We start from the raw sequence: 17,222 nt of genomic DNA, 5'->3' as shown, positions 1-17,222 counted from the left end.
AGGGTTTGGCGCCCGCGACATGCGGGCGCTCGTTCCAAGGACGGCGCAGGCCCAGCTGATCCGACAGCGCAGTGGTGTTTTTTCAGACCTGCGGGATGCGCGGCGCGATCACGCCCGGGTCGTACCAGGTCACCGGACGGATCTCGAACACGCCGCCCTCGAAGTCCAGCCGCCGCGCCGCATGCCGCGCGTCTTCGAGCGACTCGCACTCGACGATGTAGATGCCCATCAGCTGCTCCTTCGTCTCGGCGAACGGCCCGTCGGTCACCAGCGGGTGCGCGGCGCCGGCGTGCCGCACGGTGGTGGCGGTGTCGGGCATCAGGCGCAGCACGGTGCCGAGCCGGCCGGCGGCCTGCAGCTCGTCGCGCAGGTCGGTGTGGCGCTCGAGCATCTCGTCTTCGACCTCGGGCGCCCAGCCGGCCACCGCAGCTTCGGAACCGTAGATCAGGATGGAATAGAGCATCGTTCGTCCTTTGCTTGAAGGGAGTCGGAAGAGGCGCCCGCGCCGAGACGGTCGAGCAGCAAGCGGATGTGGGCCGCTTCGGCGGCGGTGCGGGCCAGCGCGAGCGCGTCGGCAAAGGCACGGCGCGCTTCGTCGGCGCGGCCCAGCTGCATCAGCAGCCCGCCGCGCAGGCCGTGGAAGTGAAAGTACGCCGACAGCGGTTCCGCCAGCGCGTCGACCATCGCCAGCGCCGCATCGGGCCCGCGCACCTTGGCCACGGCCACCGCGCGGTTGAGCGTGACCACGGGCGAAGGCTGCAGCTTTTCGAGCCCGGCGTAGAGCCGGTCGATCTCGGCCCAGTCGGTGTCGGCCGCGCGTGTGGCCCGTGCGTGCGTGGCCGCGATGGCCGCCTGCAGCTGGTACGGCCCGATGCGGCGCCGGCGCAGCGCGGTGTCGAGCAGGGCCAACCCTTCGTCGATCGCCGCGCAGTGCCAGCGCGTGCGGTCCTGGTCTTCGAGCAGCACGACCATGCCGGCCGCGTCCAGCCGCGCGTCGGCACGCGCGTGCTGCAACAGCAGCAGGGCGCACAGGCCGGTGGTCTCGGGCTCGTCGGGGAACAGGTCGCACAGCAGGCGCGCGAGCCGGATCGCTTCTTCGCACAGCGCCATGCGCACATGGGCCGTGCCGCCGCTGGCCGCGTAGCCTTCGTTGAACAGCAGGTAGACCACCGCGCCCACGGCCGCCAGCCGCTCGCCGCGTTCGCGCGCGCCGGGCGCATCGAAGGGCAGGCCAGCCGCGGCCACGCGCTGCTTGGCGCGCGTGATGCGCTGCTCCATGGCGCGCTCGCCGACCAGGAAGGCGCGCGCGATCTCCGGCACCGACAGCCCCGAGACGATGCGCAGCGCCAGCGCGATCTGTTGTGCGAGCGGCAGCGCGGGGTGGCAGCACACGAACAGCAGGCGCAGCACGTCGTCGCGGTAGTGCGACTGGTCGAGCTGTTCGGCGAGGTCGGGGTCGAGGGCCATGTCCGCGTCGCCGTCGTCCTCCTCGGGCAACGGATCGTGCCGGTCGCGCCGCCGCAGCTCGTCGAGCGCCGCGTTGCGCCCCACGAGGATCAGCCACGCCAGCGGATCGTCGGGCGGCCCGTGCTCGGGCCAGTGCCGCAGCGCGCGCAGGCTGGCTTCCTGGAAACCTTCCTCGGCCGTGTCCAGGTCGCGGAAGTAGCGCAGCAGCGCCGCCACCGCGCGCGGTCGCGCGGCGGTCAACGTGGTGGCGATCCAGCTCAGCTCGGTGGTGGTCATCGTCGGCGCGTGGGTGTCGCTTCTGTTCCTTCGACGGAGGTCGGTTCAACCCCAAGGACGCGCCAGTATGCGGCGGGCCGACAGCGGTGCGCAAAAAAAGTCCGCGTGGACAATGCGACGCATGTCCGACCTCCACGCCCTGACCCGGCAGTTCCCGCACCCTGGCCGGCTCGACGCCATCCTGCTGCGCCCCGCGCGGCGCACGCCAGTTCAATCGGTGGAGGAGGTGCTGGCCATCGAAGGGCTGGGCCTGGCCGGCGACCGCAGCAGTGCCGGGCGCGGCGGTGGCAAGCGGCAGGTCACGCTGATCCAGGCGGAGCACCTGCCGGTTGTCGCGGCGCTCGCGCAGCGCATGGAAGGGGTCGACGCGGGGCTGCTGCGCCGCAACCTCGTCGTGTCGGGTCTCAACCTGCTGGCGGCGCGCTCGCTGTTTCGCGACCAGCCGCTGGTGTTGGCGCTCGGGCCCGAGGTGCTGCTCGAGATCACCGGGCCCTGCGAGCCCTGCTCGCGCATGGAAGAACTGCTCGGCCCCGGCGGTTACAACGCCATGCGCGGGCATGGCGGCGTGACGGCGCGGGTGCTGCGTGGCGGTGTGCTGCGCGTCGGCGACGCCGTTGCCTGCATCACCGCCTGAACACCACCTACATCAGGTTGCGCAGCGAGGCTTCGATGGCCGCCGCCGTGGCCAGCGGCTTTTCCATCGGAAACAGGTGGCTGCCGTCGAGCATCGTGATGCGGCCCTTGGTGACCTGCTCGGTCATCGCCATGCCCACCTGCTTCATCTCGACCGACTGGCGCCCACCGATGAAGGCCACCTTGCACTTGATCGGGTGGCGGCGCAGCAGCCCGCCCAGCGTGTGGGGCAGGGTGTTGTAGATCGCGGTTTCCACGTCGCGGTCGAAGCTCAGGGCGCGCGTGTCTTCGCTGTCGAAGGTGCCGTGGTCGATGTAGTCGTGCAGCACCTGCTCGTCCCACTTCGCGAACGCCTTCTTGCTGCGGAAGTGCTCGAACACTGCCTCGCGGTGCTCCCAGCTGTTGCGGCGCTTGCGGCTGGTGGCGCCGGGCGAGATGCTTTTCATGAGCGGCGTGCGCTTGACCACGTTGAGCGTGTTCGCGCGCCAGCCGCCGAGGATCGGCGAGTCGATCAGCAGCACGCCGCGCGCCAGCTCGGGATGGCGCGCCGCGCACATCAGGCTCAGGAAGCCGCCCAGCGAATGGCCGATGAGGAACACCGGGCCGCCCGCGCGGTCGGCGCGCAGCTTGGCGAAATCGGCCAGCTGCTGCACCAGGTGCGGCCAGTTGTCGGTGACGGGGTACTTCGGGTCGTGCCCGAATTTCTCGATGGCGTCGACCTCGAAGCCCCGGTTGCGAAGGCTGTCGAGAACGACGCGGTAGGTGCTCGCCGGAAAACTGTTGCCGTGCGAAAAGATGACAGGAGGCACGGACAGATTCAGATGAGCTTTTCGTCTGGAGTCGAGATTTTCCGCAGCGGGCTGTGGCGCGTGGCCGGCATCCGCAGCGGGTGTTCGGTGGCGCTGTCGTCCCACACCGGGTCTTCGATGCTGTCGAACACCTCGCGCAGCTTCTGGCCCCAGCTGTTGTGCATCATGCGGTAGTAGGGGTTGTCGGCGTCGATGCAGATCACGCGGTCGGTCTCGAGCTTGTTGGCCTCGTACACCACCAGGTCCAGCGGCAGGCCGACCGACAGGTTCGACTTCATGGTCGAGTCCATCGACACCAGCGCGCACTTGGCGGCTTCGTCCAGCGGCGTCTCGGGCGTGAGCACGCGGTCGAGCACGGGCTTGCCGTACTTCGACTCGCCCACCTGGAAGTAGGGCGTCTCGGTGGTGGCTTCGATGAAGTTGCCCGCGGCGTAGACCAGGAACAGGCGCATGCCTTCGCCCTTGACCTGCCCGCCGAAGATGAACGACACGTTGAAATCGAGGCCCGCATGCTTGAGCGCCTCGGCGTCGCGGTCGTACACATGGCGCACGGCCGAGCCCAGTACGCGCGCGGCGTCGAACATGCTCTTGGCGTTCCAGATCGTGATCGGCTCGCCCTGCGTGCCGTCTTCGCGCGTTTCGCGCAGCTCTTCGATCTGCAGGATTTCGCGCACCGACTGCGAGATGCTCAGGTTGCCCGACGACAGCAGCACCATGACGCGGTCGCCCGGCTGCTCGTAGACGATCATCTTGCGGAAGGTGCTGATGTGGTCGACCCCCGCGTTCGTGCGCGAGTCGGAGAGAAACACCAGGCCGGCGTTGAGTTTGATGCCTACGCAATAAGTCATGGGTTCGCCTTGCAGGAACTGGGCCCGCTCATGCGGTACTGCGTTCACGTGCGTTCAGTTTCTGGAGGGCATAGAGCGCGTCGAGGGCTTCGCGCGGGCTCATGGTGTCCGGGTCGAGGGCAGCCAGCGCGGATTCTACGGCGCTGGCCATGGGGGTTTCGGCGGCGGGCGGCGGCGCAAACAGGTCGACCTGTGCACGCGTTTGCGCATGCTGTGATTCGAGCGCATCGAGCGCCTGCCGCGCGTGGTTGACCACCGCCGCGGGCATGCCCGCGAGGCGCGCCACCTGGATGCCGTAGCTCTTGCTGGCCGGGCCCGGCTGCATCTCATGCAGGAACACGATGTCGCGGCCCGATTCGGTCGCGCTCACATGCATGTTCACCGCGCCGTGGTGCGTGGCCGGGAACTCGGTCAGCTCGAAGTAGTGCGTGGCGAACAGCGTGAAGGCCTTGCTGCGGTCGTGCAGCTGCGCCGCGATGCCGGCCGCCAGCGCCAGGCCGTCGAAGGTGCTGGTGCCGCGGCCGATTTCGTCCATCAGCACCAGCGATTGCGCCGTGGCGCTGTGCAAAATCTGCGCGGCCTCGGTCATCTCGAGCATGAAGGTCGATTGCGCATTGGCCAAGTCGTCCGCCGCGCCGATGCGCGTGTGAATCGCGTCGATCGGCCCGAGCCGGCAGGCCGTGGCCGGCACGTGCGAGCCGATGGAGGCCAGCAGCACCACGATCGCCACCTGCCGCATGTAGGTCGACTTACCGCCCATGTTCGGGCCGGTGATGATCTGCATGCGCTGCTGCGGCCCCATCTGCGTGTCGTTGGCGATGAAGCCGCCCGACGACTTCTCGGCCAGCCGCGCCTCCACCACCGGGTGGCGGCCCTGCTGGATCTCGATGCACGGGTGCGACACGAAGGTCGGCGCGCGCCAGTTCAGCGTGTGCGAGCGCTCGGCCAGCGCGCACAGCGCGTCGAGCGCGGCAATGCCGCCGGCCAGCTGCGTGAGTGCGGGCACCGAAGGCTGCAGCGCGTCGAGCAGCTGCTCGTACAGCCATTTCTCGCGCGCCAGCGCACGGTCTTGTGCGCTCAGCGCCTTGTCTTCGAAGGCCTTGAGTTCGGGCGTGATGAAGCGCTCGGCGTTCTTCAGCGTCTGGCGGCGGCGGTAGTTGTCGGGCACCTTCGAGAGCGCGCTTTGCGTCACCTCGATGTAGAAGCCGTGCACGCGGTTGAACTGCACGCGCAGGTTGCTGATGCCGGTGCGCTCGCGTTCGCTGATCTCGAGCTTGAGCAAAAAGTCGTCGCAGTTCTCGCTGATCTCGCGCAGCTCGTCGAGCTCGGCGTCGTGGCCGGTGGCGATCACGCCGCCGTCGCGCACCAGCGCCGACGGATCGGGCTTGATCGCGCGCACCAGCAGGTCGGCGCAGCCCGGCGGCGGTGCCAGGCGTTCGGTGATCTGCGCCAGCAGCGCGGCGGCGCCCGGCAGCAGCGGCGCCAGCTGCTCGGCCTTCGCCAGCGCGAGCTGCAGCGCCACCAGTTCGCGCGGGCGCACCTGGCGCAGCGCGATGCGCGCCGCGATGCGTTCCACGTCGCTCGTGTTCTTCAGCTGCTCGCGCAGCGTGCGCCAGGGCGCGGCGGTGGCGCCGGGCCCGGGGGACTGCAGCGCACCGATGGCGTCGAGCCGGCCCTGGGCTTCGCTGCGGTCGCGGCGCGGCGAGAGCAGCCAGCGCTTGAGCAGGCGGCTGCCCATGCCCGTCATGCAGGTGTCGAGCAGCGAGAACATCGTGGGCGCGTCTTCGCCGCGCAGCGTCTGCACCAGCTCCAGGTTGCGGCGCGTGGTCGGCGGCAGCTCGATCAGGTCGCCGTCGCGTTCCACCGACAGCCGCTGCACGTGCGACAGCGCGCGGCCCTGCGTGTGCTCGGCATAACCCAGCAGCGCGGCGGCGGCGGCGTGCGCGTTGCCCAGCGATTCGGCGTTCCACGCCGCGAGGCTGTGGCTGCCCATCTGCTCGCTGAGCTTGCGCTCGCCCAGGCCGGGGTCGAACTGCCAGGCCGGACGCAGCGACAGCGTGAACGGCACGGCCGCGCGCGCGGCCTTCAGGCGCTGCTCGAAAGCGGGCGTGACCTCGGCGCTGTACAGCAGCTCGCTCGGCGCGATGCGCGCGATCCAGGCTTCGAGCGCGTCGGCCGGGCACTCGGCCAGCCGCAGCTCGGCACCCGTCACGCTGAGCCAGGCGAGGCCGCAGAAATTGCGCGTGCCCGCATGCACCGCGAGCAGCAGCGAATCGCTCTTGTCGTTGAGCAGTTCCGAGTCGGTCAGCGTGCCGGGCGTGACCACCCGCACCACCTTGCGTTCGACCGGCCCCTTGCTGGCGCCGACCTCGCCCACCTGCTCGCAGATGGCGACCGATTCGCCGAGCTTGATGAGCCGCGCGAGGTAGGTGTCGACCGAGTGGAAGGGCACGCCGCACATCAGCACCGGCTGCCCGGCCGACTGGCCGCGCTGGGTGAGCGTGATGTCGAGCAGGCGCGAGGCCTTTTCGGCGTCGGCCCAGAACAGTTCGTAGAAATCGCCCATCCGGTAGAACAGCAGGGTGTCCGGGTGGTCGGCTTTGAGGCCCAGGTACTGCGCCATCATGGGCGTGTGCCCGGAGAAGTCGCTGGAGGAGGGGGCGGGGTGGGCAGTCGTCGTTTTCACTCGGGGATTATCGGGGACGGGCGAACGGGGATCAGCCGACGGTCGGTGTGACCGGCTTGCCGATGCGGTTGCGCATTGCGACCCGCGCGTCGTCGATCTGCTTGTGCGATGCGGCCTGCAGGCGGCGAGCCTCGGGGGGCGCAAAACGCAGTTCCAAAAAGAGGTTGGTGCCCGGCGGGGTGACGTGGCGGATGGCGGTGTCGGTCTTCATGGCCTGTTCTTCCTGAGAGGGGTTGCCGGGCGGTCGTGTGCTTCTGGCTCGGGTCGGCATTGTCGAGAAGCGCCGGGGGTTGTCGCGTCGCGTGGCACCATGCCGGTCCCGATGACCGTGAACTTTGTGGGGATCCAGCGCAGATCCACCACGTGGCCTGTTCCAGGCGCGGCGCCCCGCCGCACGCGCTTCTTGGCCGTTCCTGAATCCAGACGCTTCCCCCGCGCGTAGTCGTGCGCATGCGCATGACTACGCGGGCGCGCGCGACCTTCATCGATGGAGACCCCAGTGAGCTACGAGGACATCCGGAAACGATTTCATGTGCCTGCCCGCAAGGGCGCCAGGGTGCTGGTGCACGGGCAGCCCGGCACCGTGACCACCGTGCGGGGGCTCACGCTGCGCGTGCGGCTGGACGGCATGAACTGGTCGCGGCCCTACCTGCCGGACGAGCTGCAATGGCTGCCGGCTGAGGCGCCCGAGCCGGACGGGCAGGCCGGACCCGGGCACTGACGCGGGCGGGCGCGGCCGGGCGGCCTGCATCGCCCCTCCTAAAATCCCTCGGCGCAAACCCCGCGTGAAGAACAAAGGCGCCCATGGCCCCGTCGGATGAAATCAAAGGCCCTGCAGCGGACGCGCTCCCGGACACCGCCACCCTGCCCGCCGAACTCGCGGCGCTGTACCTGTGCATGTCGCCGGCCCAACTGGCGGACCTGCGCAAGTCGAAACGGCCCGAAGGGCGCCCGGGCGCGGGCAACAGCGGCCCGTCCGTCATCCGGCCGGTCGAAGGCACGGGCGGCGCCAAGGACCCGGCGCTCTACCAGCTCGGCACGCTGCGCGAATTTGCCAAGGCGAACGCCGCCCCCTCCGCCTTCGACACCGCGTTGAACACCGGCCTGCTGGGCTGGGTCAGCGCCAAGCTGCCTTTCTTCGCCGAGCGCGAACCGCGCATCAAGCGCGGCAAGCGCGTGCTCATCGGCGGCGCCTGGGACCGGGCCGATCCGCTGCGCGAGCAGCGCTTCGTCGCGCTGGCCAAGGGCCGCATCCGCTTCACGTCGCTGACGTGTGCCGAAGCCGCGGCGAGCCTGTGGGCCGACGTGGACAGCCACCGCGCATTCGCCGACCAGGGCCTGGCCCTGCTCGCGCGCGAGACGCAGGCCATCGAGACCTCGCTGGCCGACACGGCCGCCCTGGCCGCGACCGCATCGACCGATGCAGCCGCCTGAGTTCATTCCAAGTTCGAAGAGGGAAGCGTCCCGATGCTGATCAACTGCGTGGCCTATGAAAACGGCGCCAAGCTCGCCGACATCCCCGTCGAGGACATCAGCGACTACATCTCCCGCGCCGGCTGCTTCGTCTGGGTGGCGCTGAGCGACGCGACGCCCGAAGAGCTGGCCCAGATGCAGGACGAGTTCGACCTGCACCCGCTGGCCGTCGAAGACGCCCAGCACGGCCACCAGCGGCCCAAGGTGGAGGAGTACGGCGACTCGCTGTTCGTCGTGATGCACCTGGTCGAGCCTTCGACCGAAGCCGACGGCGAGCACAGCGTGAACGTGGGCGAGGTCAACGTGTTCGTCGGCCGCAACTATGTGCTGTCGGTGCGCAACCGCAGCCAGCAGGGTTTCCTGGGCGTGCGCGAGCGCTGCGAGCGCGAGCCCGACCTGCTGCGCAATGGCGCGGGCTTCGTGCTCTATGCGCTGATGGACGCGGTGGTCGACCGCTACTTTCCGGTGATCGACGCGCTCGAAGTGGAACTCGAATCCATCGAGCAGCAGATCTTTGCCCAGGGCGGCGCGGCGCGCGACAAGATCAAGCAGCTGTACGACCTGAAGCGCCGCAGCCTCATCCTCAAGCGCGCGGTGGCGCCGCTGGTGGAGGCGGCGGGCAAGCTGCACGGCGGGCGCGTGCCGCAGATCTGCGTGGGCACGCAGGAGTACTTTCGCGACGTGGGCGACCACCTGGTGCGCATCAACGGCTCGATCGATGCGGTGCGCGACACCATCGCCACGGCGGTGCAGGTGAACCTCTCGATGGTCACCATCGAGGAGAGCGAAGTGACCAAGCGGCTCGCTGCCTGGGCCAGCATCTTCGCGGTGTGCACGGCCTTCGCGGGCATCTGGGGGATGAACTTCGAGCACATGCCTGAGCTGAAATTCCGCTATGGGTACGCGATGGCGCTGGGGTTGATCGTCAGTACTTGCGGCTACCTGTACTACCGGTTCAGGCGCGTCGGCTGGCTTTGACATGACTTTCTCCCTCCCCATCGGGGGAGGGTTGGGGTGGGGGCTCGCGGCGCTTCCACCCTCAGCGGCTTGACGCAGGCCGCTTGCCCCCATCCCAGCCTTCCCCCGGGAGGGGAAGGAGCAATACCAACACTTACTCGTCGTGCGTGTCGTGCGTTGCCACCGCACCGCGGCGCCAGTAACCCGACGCCCGAACCCACTTCGGGTTCGCGCCGCGTTCGCCCACGAGGTGCGCGCGCAGCGCCTTCGCAATCGCTGATTCGCACCCGACCCACGCATGGAAGTCGCCCGCCGGCAGCGCCATCGCCTTCAGCGTGTCGACCAGCACGGGGCTCAGCCCCGGCGCGGCGCCCTGGCGGTGCACCCAGCGCAGCGTGAGCTCGGCCTGCGTCTCGAAGGGAATCTCGTCGGCGTCGCTGTCGACTTCCGCCAGCACCACCACGCGCGCACCGGCCGGCAGTTCGGCCAGGCGGCGCGAGATGGCGGGCAGGGCGGTGTCGTCGCCGATCAGCAGGTGCCAGTCGAATTCGGTCGGCACGATGAACGAGCCGCGCGGGCCACCCACGCCGACGATGTCGCCGGGCTTGGCCTGCTCGGCCCACTGCGTGGCGGGGCCGGCGTCGTGCAGCGCGAAGTCGATCTCCAGCGTATTGGCTTGCGCGTCGTGGCGGCGCGGCGTGTAGTCGCGCATGGCGGGGCGCCCGCCCTCGGGCCACACGGGGCCGTCGGGGCCGGCGGTCGGCAGCGTGAGCTGGCCGGTGGCGGCGTCGGGAAAGAACAGCTTCGCGTGGTCGTCGAAGCCGGGGCTGGTGAAGCCCTGGAGCGCGTCGCCGGTCAGCGTGATGCGGATCAGGTGCGGCGTCACGCGCTGCACGGTCTTCACCGTGAGCTGGCGAAAACGCAGTTCGTGGCGCACGCGGCGGGGCGTGCGGTCGGGCGTGTTGGAAGAGGGAGTCGTAGTGAAGTCAGTCATTTGCAGAGATGGGTTCAGATGCGTTCCAGCTGTTGTGCGGCGCTGTCGAGCACCGCGGCGAATTCGTGGGCTTGTTGTTCGGTGAGGGGGGCGCCGCCGAGGCGCAGGCGCATCGCGAGCTTGAGGTTCTCGATGGCGCGGGTGACTTGCGGGGGCCGTCCGGCGCGCGGGCCGGCGCCGTCCACGCCGCCCGCCATGCGGGCCATCATGGCGTCGGCCGTCTCGCGGTTGGCGGCCAAAAACTCCTGGCCGCTCGGCGTGATGCTGTAGCGCTTGCGGCCGCCGACGTCGGCGGTTTCCACGCTCAGGTAGCCCAGCTCTTCCAGCAGCGTGAGCGTGGGGTAGACCACGCCGGGGCTCGGTGCGTAGGTGCCGCCCAGGCGGTCTTCGATGGCCTTGATGAGCTCGTAGCCATGCGAGGGCTTGTCGGCAATGAGCTGCAGCAGCACGAAGCGCAGCCCGCCGTGGCCGAACACCCGGCCCGCGCCGCCGCCGCGTCCGCCGCGCATCCCGCGGCCGCCGCCGGCCAGGCCGTCTTCGTGTTCGCCGCGCGGGGCGTGGCGGTGGTGATGGTGGTGCGGAGCGTGGTGAAGGTGGCGCATGGGGATGGCTTTCTTGAGTGGGTCGAGACTATTCTAGATATATCGAAATAGAAAGCGAAAGCCCACCCATCGGGCGACCCTGTCGGTCGCATGGGTTCTGGCGGCGCAGCGCCGGCGGGCGAGAGCGGGCTACAGCGGACGCAAAGGCGCCGCGCGCGCCATCAGGCGGATCTGCTCGAAGTCCAGCCGGTCCAGCGCCTGGCGCAGCGTCAACACCATCGGCTGGCTGTGCGCCTCGGCGGCCAGCCGGTTCACCCATTCGTGCAGGTCGCTCCAGCGCCCGTCGCGGGCGAGCGCTTCGAGTTCGTCCTTCTGCGCCGGCGACAACGGCGTCAACACCGGAAGTGGCCGGCGTGCCCTAGGCTTTGGGCGCGGACCGGGCGCGGCGATGGGTTCCGGCAACGGCGGTGCAGGCGCATCCGACGAAGGCGCCGGCTCGGTCGACAGCGAGAAGACCACCCGCGTCCCCGTGCCCATGCCGCTGTGAATGGCGAGCCGCCCGCCCATCCGCTGCACGATGCGCTGCGCAATCACCAGCCCGAGCCCGCCGCCCGCCATGCTGGGCGCGTTGTCGGCCAGCAGGCGGGTCATGCGATCGAGCGTGTCGGTGTCGATGCCCGTGCCGCTGTCGGTCACCTCGAAATGCAACAGCCACGCGCCGTGGGACGGTTGCGCCTGCAAGCGCAGCCCGATGGCGCCGTTGCGCGTGAACCTGGCCGCGTTCGACAGCAGGTTCAGCACCACCTGCTGCAGCCGCTTGCCGTCGAGGTGGACCAGGGCCGGCAACTCGCCGTCGATCGTGAGTTCGAAGCTGTTGTGCTGGCGCTGCGCGAGCGCGTCCGCGTACTGCGCGACGTTGTCGACCAGCGTGCGCAGCTGCACCGGCTGCGCTTCGACGGCCAGCGGCGCCAGCTCGCCCTTGGCGTAGTCGACCAGGTCATCGATGAGCTCCAGCTGGTAGGCCGCGCTGCGTTCGATGGTGGCGAGCCGCGTCGGCGCGGGCATGTCGCCGGCGTCCTGCATCAGCCGCAGGTTGCCCAGGATGGTGGCCACCGGCGCGCGCAGGTCGTGGCTGATGTAGGCCAGCAGCTCCTTCTGCTCGCGCGTGCGCTGCTCGGCCTGGCCCAGCGCCTCGCTCAGCGCGCGGGTCTTGCGCACCACTTCTTCCTCGAGCCGCTGCTGCTCCTGGGCCTGCCACGCCAGCAGCGTCTGCTGCGCCGCGTTGCGCTGGCGCGTTTCCTGGAATGACCACGCCGTGATCGCGAACGCGCCCACCAGCATGCCCGGGAACGCCAGCGCATAGTGGTCGAAGTCGGACATCGAGCGCTCCGCGAACATCAGCGCCGACATGCGCATCAGCGCGCCCACGCAGATCACGAGCATCACCATCAGCGACAGCCGCCCGCCCGGCCCGGCGCGCCGCTGGTAGATGAAAGTGCAGACCGTCAGCGCGAGCACGATCAGCGGCGCGTTCACGATGCCGATGGCGGCGAAGGTCGCGTAGGGGCCGAGCAGGGTGCCCAGCAGCACGACGATCTCGACGCCGGCCAGCACGAACAGCAGCGGGCGCCCCGGCACGCGCACCGGGCTCTGGCGGCCGCGCTCGTGAAAGTACAGCAGCAGGCACAACGCCGTGGCCGCCACCATCACGCTGTGGCCGCGGTAGCTCCAGACCGTGCTGTCGGGCCACAGCGCAATGCGCGCATAGCCCCGGTAGGTGGCCTCGTAGAGCGCCAGCAGCGCAAAGCTCCCCGCCTGGAACGCGAGCATCGGCGCGCGCGAAATCCACCACAGCGCGGCCGAGTACACCGCGAAGGCCAGCAGCCCGCCGATCAGCAGGCCGCTGAGCAGCGCATGGTTGCGTTCGATGTGATGCCACGCCTCGTCGGTGTGCAACTCCAGCACCAGCTTGATCTGGCCCGTGCTTATGACGCGCACCAGCACCTGCACCGACTCGCCCGGCTGCAGGTCGATCTGCAACTGCGGAATGCGGTCGTAGCGATGCGTGCTGTCCATCGGGTCGGACACGCCGGCCTGCGCGTGCGTCCATGCGGGTTGGCCATTGCGCGTGCGCAGCAGATGAAAGTCGACATGCCGCAGCCACGTCACATTGAGCCCGAGCCGCGCCGTGCGCACCTCCTGCGCATCGTTGACCAGCGACAGGCGCAGCCAGACCGCCGAGGTCGAGAACCCGCGCATCAACTGGTCGGGCGTGGCGGGCACGAGCCCGTTCGCACCGCCACTCGGCAAGGCGAGCACCTCGCTGGCCGACAGGCGGGCCGTGGGGTCTTCCCACACCTCGACGGCTTGCGCGACAGAGAGCTTGCCTTGGGCGAGCGCACTGAACTTGATCGCTTCTGCTGCTGCACTGGCCGTTCCGGTCCACAGCCACAAGGCGAGGCCCAGCAACAGACAGCTTGCCCATCGGGGCAGGGGGCGCACCGGATGCATCGCGCGTCAGGTGCCGGAGCGTTCGACACCGGCCTGGCGGCAGGCCGAGGGCGTGCAGTCGAAGTACTCGCGAAACGCTGTCGCGAAATTTGCGGCGCTCGAGAACCCCACCGCCGCGGCGATCTCCTCGATGCGCATGGCCGATTCGAGCAGCAGGCGCTGCGCCTCGTGCAGCCGCGCCTCGCGCACGAACTCGAACACCGTGCGGTTCGCGAGCTCCTTGAACACGCGCGACAGGCGCTTTTCGTGCGTGCCCACGCGCGCCGCCAGCTCGCGCAGCGGCAGCACGCGGCTCAGGTCGGCCAATATCAGTCGCTCCGCCGCCTGCATGAGCGCGCGGTCCATGCCCGAGCCCGGCGCGCCGCCGTCGTTCGCGGCGGGGTCATCGGGCGGGGGCGCCGCCTGCATGGCGGGGGCGGTGCGCGCCCTGCGGGATTCCGCCAGCGCCAGGTGAATTTCGACGCGGGCCATCACCTCGGCCGGGTCGAAGGGCTTCACGATGTAGTCGACCGCGCCGGCCCGCAGGCCCGTCAGGCGCTCTTCCAGGCTGGCCGACGAGGTCACGAAGATCACCGGAATGTCCGCCGTGGCCGGGTCGGCCTTCAGCAGGCGGCAGGCGGCAAACCCGTCGGTGCCGCCCAGGCGCACGTCCAGCAGCACCAGGTCCATCTGCAGCGTCGTCGCGCGCCGGTAGCCCTCCATCGCGTCGAAGGCGAGCGTGATGCGGTAGCCCGTGCCCCGCAGCGTTTCCAGCAAGAGCTTGAGTTCGTCAACGTTGTCGTCGACAACCAGCAGATGAGCTCTCCGGGGCTCCGGAGGTGACCAATAGGACATGGAAAGAGGGGGCGCCGGCACCGCGTGTGAACGCCCTGTGACCGAAACAATGTAACCAAGAAATTAATTTGGTAATCATTGTCACAAGAAATGCAAATTCATCCAATGACAGGTCTTCATTCCTGATCGATTCACCCGCCATTGCCGCCCGAGGCCTTAAAAAAGGTGCCGCGGCGAGGGGGTCTGTCAGAGGGAAAACGGGGGGCTGGACAGGGTCCGATCGGTATTGCAGGAAATAGCCGGACCGATTCCGTCCATCAAAAGAATTGGACGCTCCAGCAAAAGCGCGTAAGCCAAAAGGCCGCCAGCGCTCGCTTTCCTAACTTGCGAATTGCTGAATTTCTTTGGCCAATCGTGTGAAGTATTCGACATTCACACACGTTTGTGAACAGTTGTACGCCACGGCAAACGCCACGGCCTCTCCGGCAAAAGTCCGGACACCCCCCCGAACCAAGAATCCGGCCCCATGCAAGCGCAAGCCTGCGTGACCCGCGCACCGGGTCGTGCCGGCGAGTCCTCGAGAGCCACCCGCGGCCTTCGAGATTTCCCAACGTGCGACCCGGGCTGTTCGCTGAAAGCGAGGGCTGGCCCGAGGTCCGGAGTCAAGGAGAAAGACCAATCATGGAAGCTGTTTACAAGTCTGGTGGCGCGTCATCCCGCAAAGCGACGGCGGAAGCCCCTCTGGTTCTGGATCGCCCGTCGATCGTCACGCTGAAGATCGCGCCCGAGAGCGTGCTCAAGTTCGAGCGCCGCGGCGACGACCTCGTGCTCGTGCTGCGCGACGGCCAGGAAGTCGCCGTGCGCGGCTTCTTCGCCGAGTACCCCGACGGCGGCCGCAACGACCTCGTGCTCGAAGACGGCGCCGGCGTGCAGTGGTGGGGTCAGTACACCGCGCCCTGGAAGGACTTCCACTTCACCGAGATCGAATGGAACGACGCCGGCGGCGCCCTGCTGCCCGACGGCGTGCCGGGCTGGCTGCTGGGTGCGCTCGGCGTGCTGGGCGTCGGTGCCGCCGCGAGCGGTGGTGGTGGCGGCGGCGGTGGTGGCCCGGCCTTCATCCCGCCGTTGCTTCCCGCGCAGAACCGCGGCCCCGAAGGCAAGGCCGAGCCTGTCGTCACCGATCAGGACAAGCCCGTGCAGGGCCAGGTGCATGCCACCGACCCGGACCGCGACACGCTGACCTACACCGTCGCCAAGGGCCCCGAGCACGGCACCGTCACCGTCGATCCGTCTACCGGCCAGTTCGTCTACACCCCCAAGCCCGGCTACGAAGGGCCCGACAGCTTCGAAGTGACCGTCAGCGACGGCAAGGGCGGCACCACCACCGTCAAGGTGCCCGTGACCGTCTCGCCCGTGAACGACGCGCCCACCGCGCCCGACTACACCGAGACCACGGCCGAAGACACGCCCGTGAGCGGTCGGGTGACCGGCAGCGATATCGACAGCGGCGACACGCTGACCTACACGAAGGGCAGCGACCCGGCGCATGGCACGGTGACGGTCAACCCGGACGGCACGTACACGTACACGCCGAACCCGGACTTCAACGGCACCGATACGTTCACTGTCACAGTGAGCGATGGCCATGGCGGTACGACGACGAGCACGGTGACGGTGACGGTCTCGCCCGTCAACGACGCGCCCGAGGCGCCCGACTACAACGAGACGACGAACGAAGACACGCCGGTCAACGGAAGCGTGGTCGGCACCGACGTCGATGGCGATGCGCTGACGTACGTGAAGGGCAGCGACCCGGCAAACGGCACGGTCACGGTCAATCCCGATGGCACGTATGTCTACACGCCGAATCCGAACTTCAATGGCACTGACAGCTTCACCGTGACGGTGAGTGATGGTCATGGCGGCACGACGACGAGCACGGTGACCGTGACGGTCGATCCGGTGAACGATGCGCCGACGGCGCCGAACTACACCGAGACAACGAGCGAAGACACGCCGGTCAGCGGGAAGGTGATCGGCAGCGATATCGATGGTGATGCGCTGACGTACACGAAGGGCAGCGATCCAGCGCACGGCACGGTCACGGTCAATGCCGACGGCACATACACGTACACCCCCGGTACCAACTTCAACGGCACTGACAGCTTCACCGTCATCGTCGACGACGGCCACGGCGGCACGACCACCAGCACGGTGAACGTGACTGTCACTCCGGTGAACGACGCACCGACGGTACCGAACTACACCGAGACCACGAACGAGGACACGCCGGTCAGCGGGAAGGTGATCGGCAGCGACGTCGATGGCGATGCACTGACCTACGTGAAGGGCAGCGATCCGGCGCACGGCACGGTGACGGTCAATCCTGATGGCACCTACGTCTACACGCCGAACCCGAATTTCAACGGCACCGACACATTCACTGTGACAGTGAGCGACGGCAACGGTGGCACGGTCACCAGCACCATCACGGTCACCGTCGATCCGGTGAACGATGCACCGACGGCACCCAACTACAACCAGACCACGGACGAGGACACGCCAGTCAGCGGGAAGGTGATCGGCAGCGACGTCGATGGCGACGCACTGACTTACACGAAGGGCAGCGATCCAGCGCACGGCACCGTCACAGTCAATCCCGATGGCACGTACACCTACACCCCGGGTACGAACTTCAATGGCACCGACAGCTTCACCGTGACGGTGAGCGACGGTCACGGTGGAACGACCACCAGCACGGTGAACGTGACCATCAACCCGGTCAACGATGCACCGACGGTGCCCAACTACAACCAGACCACGAACGAGGACACGCCTGTCAACGGCAAGGTAACGGGCGCTGACGTGGACGGCGATGCGCTGACCTACACGAAGGGCAGCAATCCTTCGAATGGCTCGGTGGTCGTCAACCCCGACGGCACCTACACGTACACGCCGAACCCGAATTTCAACGGCACCGATACGTTCACCGTCACGGTGAGCGACGGCCACGGTGGCACGACAACCAGCACCATCACGGTCACCGTCGATCCGGTCAACGATGCCCCCACGGCGCCCAACTACAACCAGACCACGAACGAGGACACGCCTGTCAACGGCAAGGTCACCGGCAGCGACGTCGACGGTGACACGTTGACCTACACCAAGGGCAGCAATCCTTCGAACGGCTCTGTCACGGTCAATCCCGATGGCACCTACGTCTACACGCCGAACCCGAACTTCAACGGCACC

The 17,222-nt window shown here is 68.5% G+C and carries 15 protein-coding genes; 5 read left to right on the top strand and 10 right to left on the bottom strand.

Annotated features, from left to right (window positions below; translation table 11 throughout):
• Positions 1–82: 82 nt before the first annotated feature.
• Together AC07Q9_RS16545 and AC07Q9_RS16540 are read right to left on the bottom strand one after the other, a co-directional pair.
• Positions 83–463, bottom strand: a complete 381-nt coding sequence (locus AC07Q9_RS16545) for a YciI family protein (RefSeq protein ID WP_495310764.1) — start codon at positions 461–463, stop codon at positions 83–85.
• Positions 445–1,743 (bottom strand): RNA polymerase sigma factor, encoded by a 1,299-nt coding sequence (locus AC07Q9_RS16540; RefSeq protein ID WP_495310763.1) that lies wholly within the window; start codon positions 1,741–1,743, stop codon positions 445–447. Before AC07Q9_RS16540 ends, AC07Q9_RS16545 begins: the two co-directional genes overlap by 19 nt.
• A gap of 121 nt (positions 1,744–1,864) precedes the next feature.
• Here AC07Q9_RS16540 and AC07Q9_RS16535 point away from each other — a divergent pair, with 121 nt between their 5' ends.
• A complete protein-coding gene (locus AC07Q9_RS16535; protein ID WP_495310762.1) occupies positions 1,865–2,377 on the top strand; it encodes an MOSC domain-containing protein in 513 nt (170 codons plus the stop codon).
• Between the two features lie 7 nt (positions 2,378–2,384).
• Here the strand turns inward: AC07Q9_RS16535 and AC07Q9_RS16530 are convergent, their stop codons facing one another.
• From AC07Q9_RS16530 to AC07Q9_RS16515, 4 genes are all read right to left on the bottom strand, one after another.
• Positions 2,385–3,191 carry an alpha/beta fold hydrolase gene (locus AC07Q9_RS16530; RefSeq protein WP_174543661.1) on the bottom strand — a complete coding sequence of 269 codons (807 nt, stop codon included), beginning with the start codon at positions 3,189–3,191 and terminating at the stop codon, positions 2,385–2,387.
• Positions 3,192–3,193: 2 nt separating this feature from the next.
• The gene (locus tag AC07Q9_RS16525; protein ID WP_062474940.1) at positions 3,194–4,033 is read right to left on the bottom strand and encodes a proteasome-type protease; all 840 of its coding nucleotides are present in this window, start codon (positions 4,031–4,033) and stop codon (positions 3,194–3,196) included.
• Positions 4,034–4,061: 28 nt separating this feature from the next.
• A complete protein-coding gene (mutS, locus tag AC07Q9_RS16520) occupies positions 4,062–6,659 on the bottom strand; it encodes a DNA mismatch repair protein MutS (RefSeq protein WP_495310814.1) in 2,598 nt (865 codons plus the stop codon).
• A 91-nt stretch (positions 6,660–6,750) separates the two neighbouring features.
• Positions 6,751–6,930, bottom strand: a complete 180-nt coding sequence (locus tag AC07Q9_RS16515; protein ID WP_495310761.1) for a hypothetical protein — start codon at positions 6,928–6,930, stop codon at positions 6,751–6,753.
• Between the two features lie 321 nt (positions 6,931–7,251).
• On the opposite strand from AC07Q9_RS16515, the gene AC07Q9_RS16510 reads away from it, so the two are divergent.
• From AC07Q9_RS16510 to corA, 3 genes are all read left to right on the top strand, one after another.
• A complete protein-coding gene (locus AC07Q9_RS16510; RefSeq protein WP_495310760.1) occupies positions 7,252–7,440 on the top strand; it encodes a polysaccharide deacetylase in 189 nt (62 codons plus the stop codon).
• Positions 7,441–7,523: 83 nt separating this feature from the next.
• Entirely contained in the window at positions 7,524–8,153 is a 630-nt protein-coding gene (locus tag AC07Q9_RS16505) for a hypothetical protein (protein WP_495310759.1), read from the top strand.
• 33 nt (positions 8,154–8,186) lie between these two features.
• A complete protein-coding gene (gene corA, locus AC07Q9_RS16500) occupies positions 8,187–9,170 on the top strand; it encodes a magnesium/cobalt transporter CorA (RefSeq protein WP_487848323.1) in 984 nt (327 codons plus the stop codon).
• 133 nt (positions 9,171–9,303) lie between these two features.
• Here the strand turns inward: corA and AC07Q9_RS16495 are convergent, their stop codons facing one another.
• The 4 genes from AC07Q9_RS16495 to AC07Q9_RS16480 all read right to left on the bottom strand — a co-directional run bounded on the left by AC07Q9_RS16495 (position 9,304) and on the right by AC07Q9_RS16480 (position 14,030).
• On the bottom strand, positions 9,304–10,143 hold the full coding sequence (locus AC07Q9_RS16495; RefSeq protein ID WP_495310758.1) for a siderophore-interacting protein: 840 nt from the start codon (positions 10,141–10,143) through the stop codon (positions 9,304–9,306).
• A gap of 14 nt (positions 10,144–10,157) precedes the next feature.
• A complete protein-coding gene (locus AC07Q9_RS16490) occupies positions 10,158–10,745 on the bottom strand; it encodes a PadR family transcriptional regulator (protein WP_062474958.1) in 588 nt (195 codons plus the stop codon).
• A 129-nt stretch (positions 10,746–10,874) separates the two neighbouring features.
• On the bottom strand, positions 10,875–13,139 hold the full coding sequence (locus tag AC07Q9_RS16485; protein WP_495310757.1) for a sensor histidine kinase: 2,265 nt from the start codon (positions 13,137–13,139) through the stop codon (positions 10,875–10,877).
• Positions 13,140–13,202: 63 nt separating this feature from the next.
• On the bottom strand, positions 13,203–14,030 hold the full coding sequence (locus tag AC07Q9_RS16480; protein WP_495310756.1) for a response regulator transcription factor: 828 nt from the start codon (positions 14,028–14,030) through the stop codon (positions 13,203–13,205).
• A 621-nt stretch (positions 14,031–14,651) separates the two neighbouring features.
• On the opposite strand from AC07Q9_RS16480, the gene AC07Q9_RS16475 reads away from it, so the two are divergent.
• Positions 14,652–17,222 (top strand): tandem-95 repeat protein (locus tag AC07Q9_RS16475; RefSeq protein ID WP_495310755.1); only part of this gene is annotated, 2,571 nt, incomplete at its 3' end.

The organism is Variovorax sp. GW821-FHT09A10 (assembly GCF_059418385.1).
The sequence above is the reverse complement of the archived record's forward strand: the minus strand, read 5'-3'. Positions and strand labels throughout refer to the sequence as shown.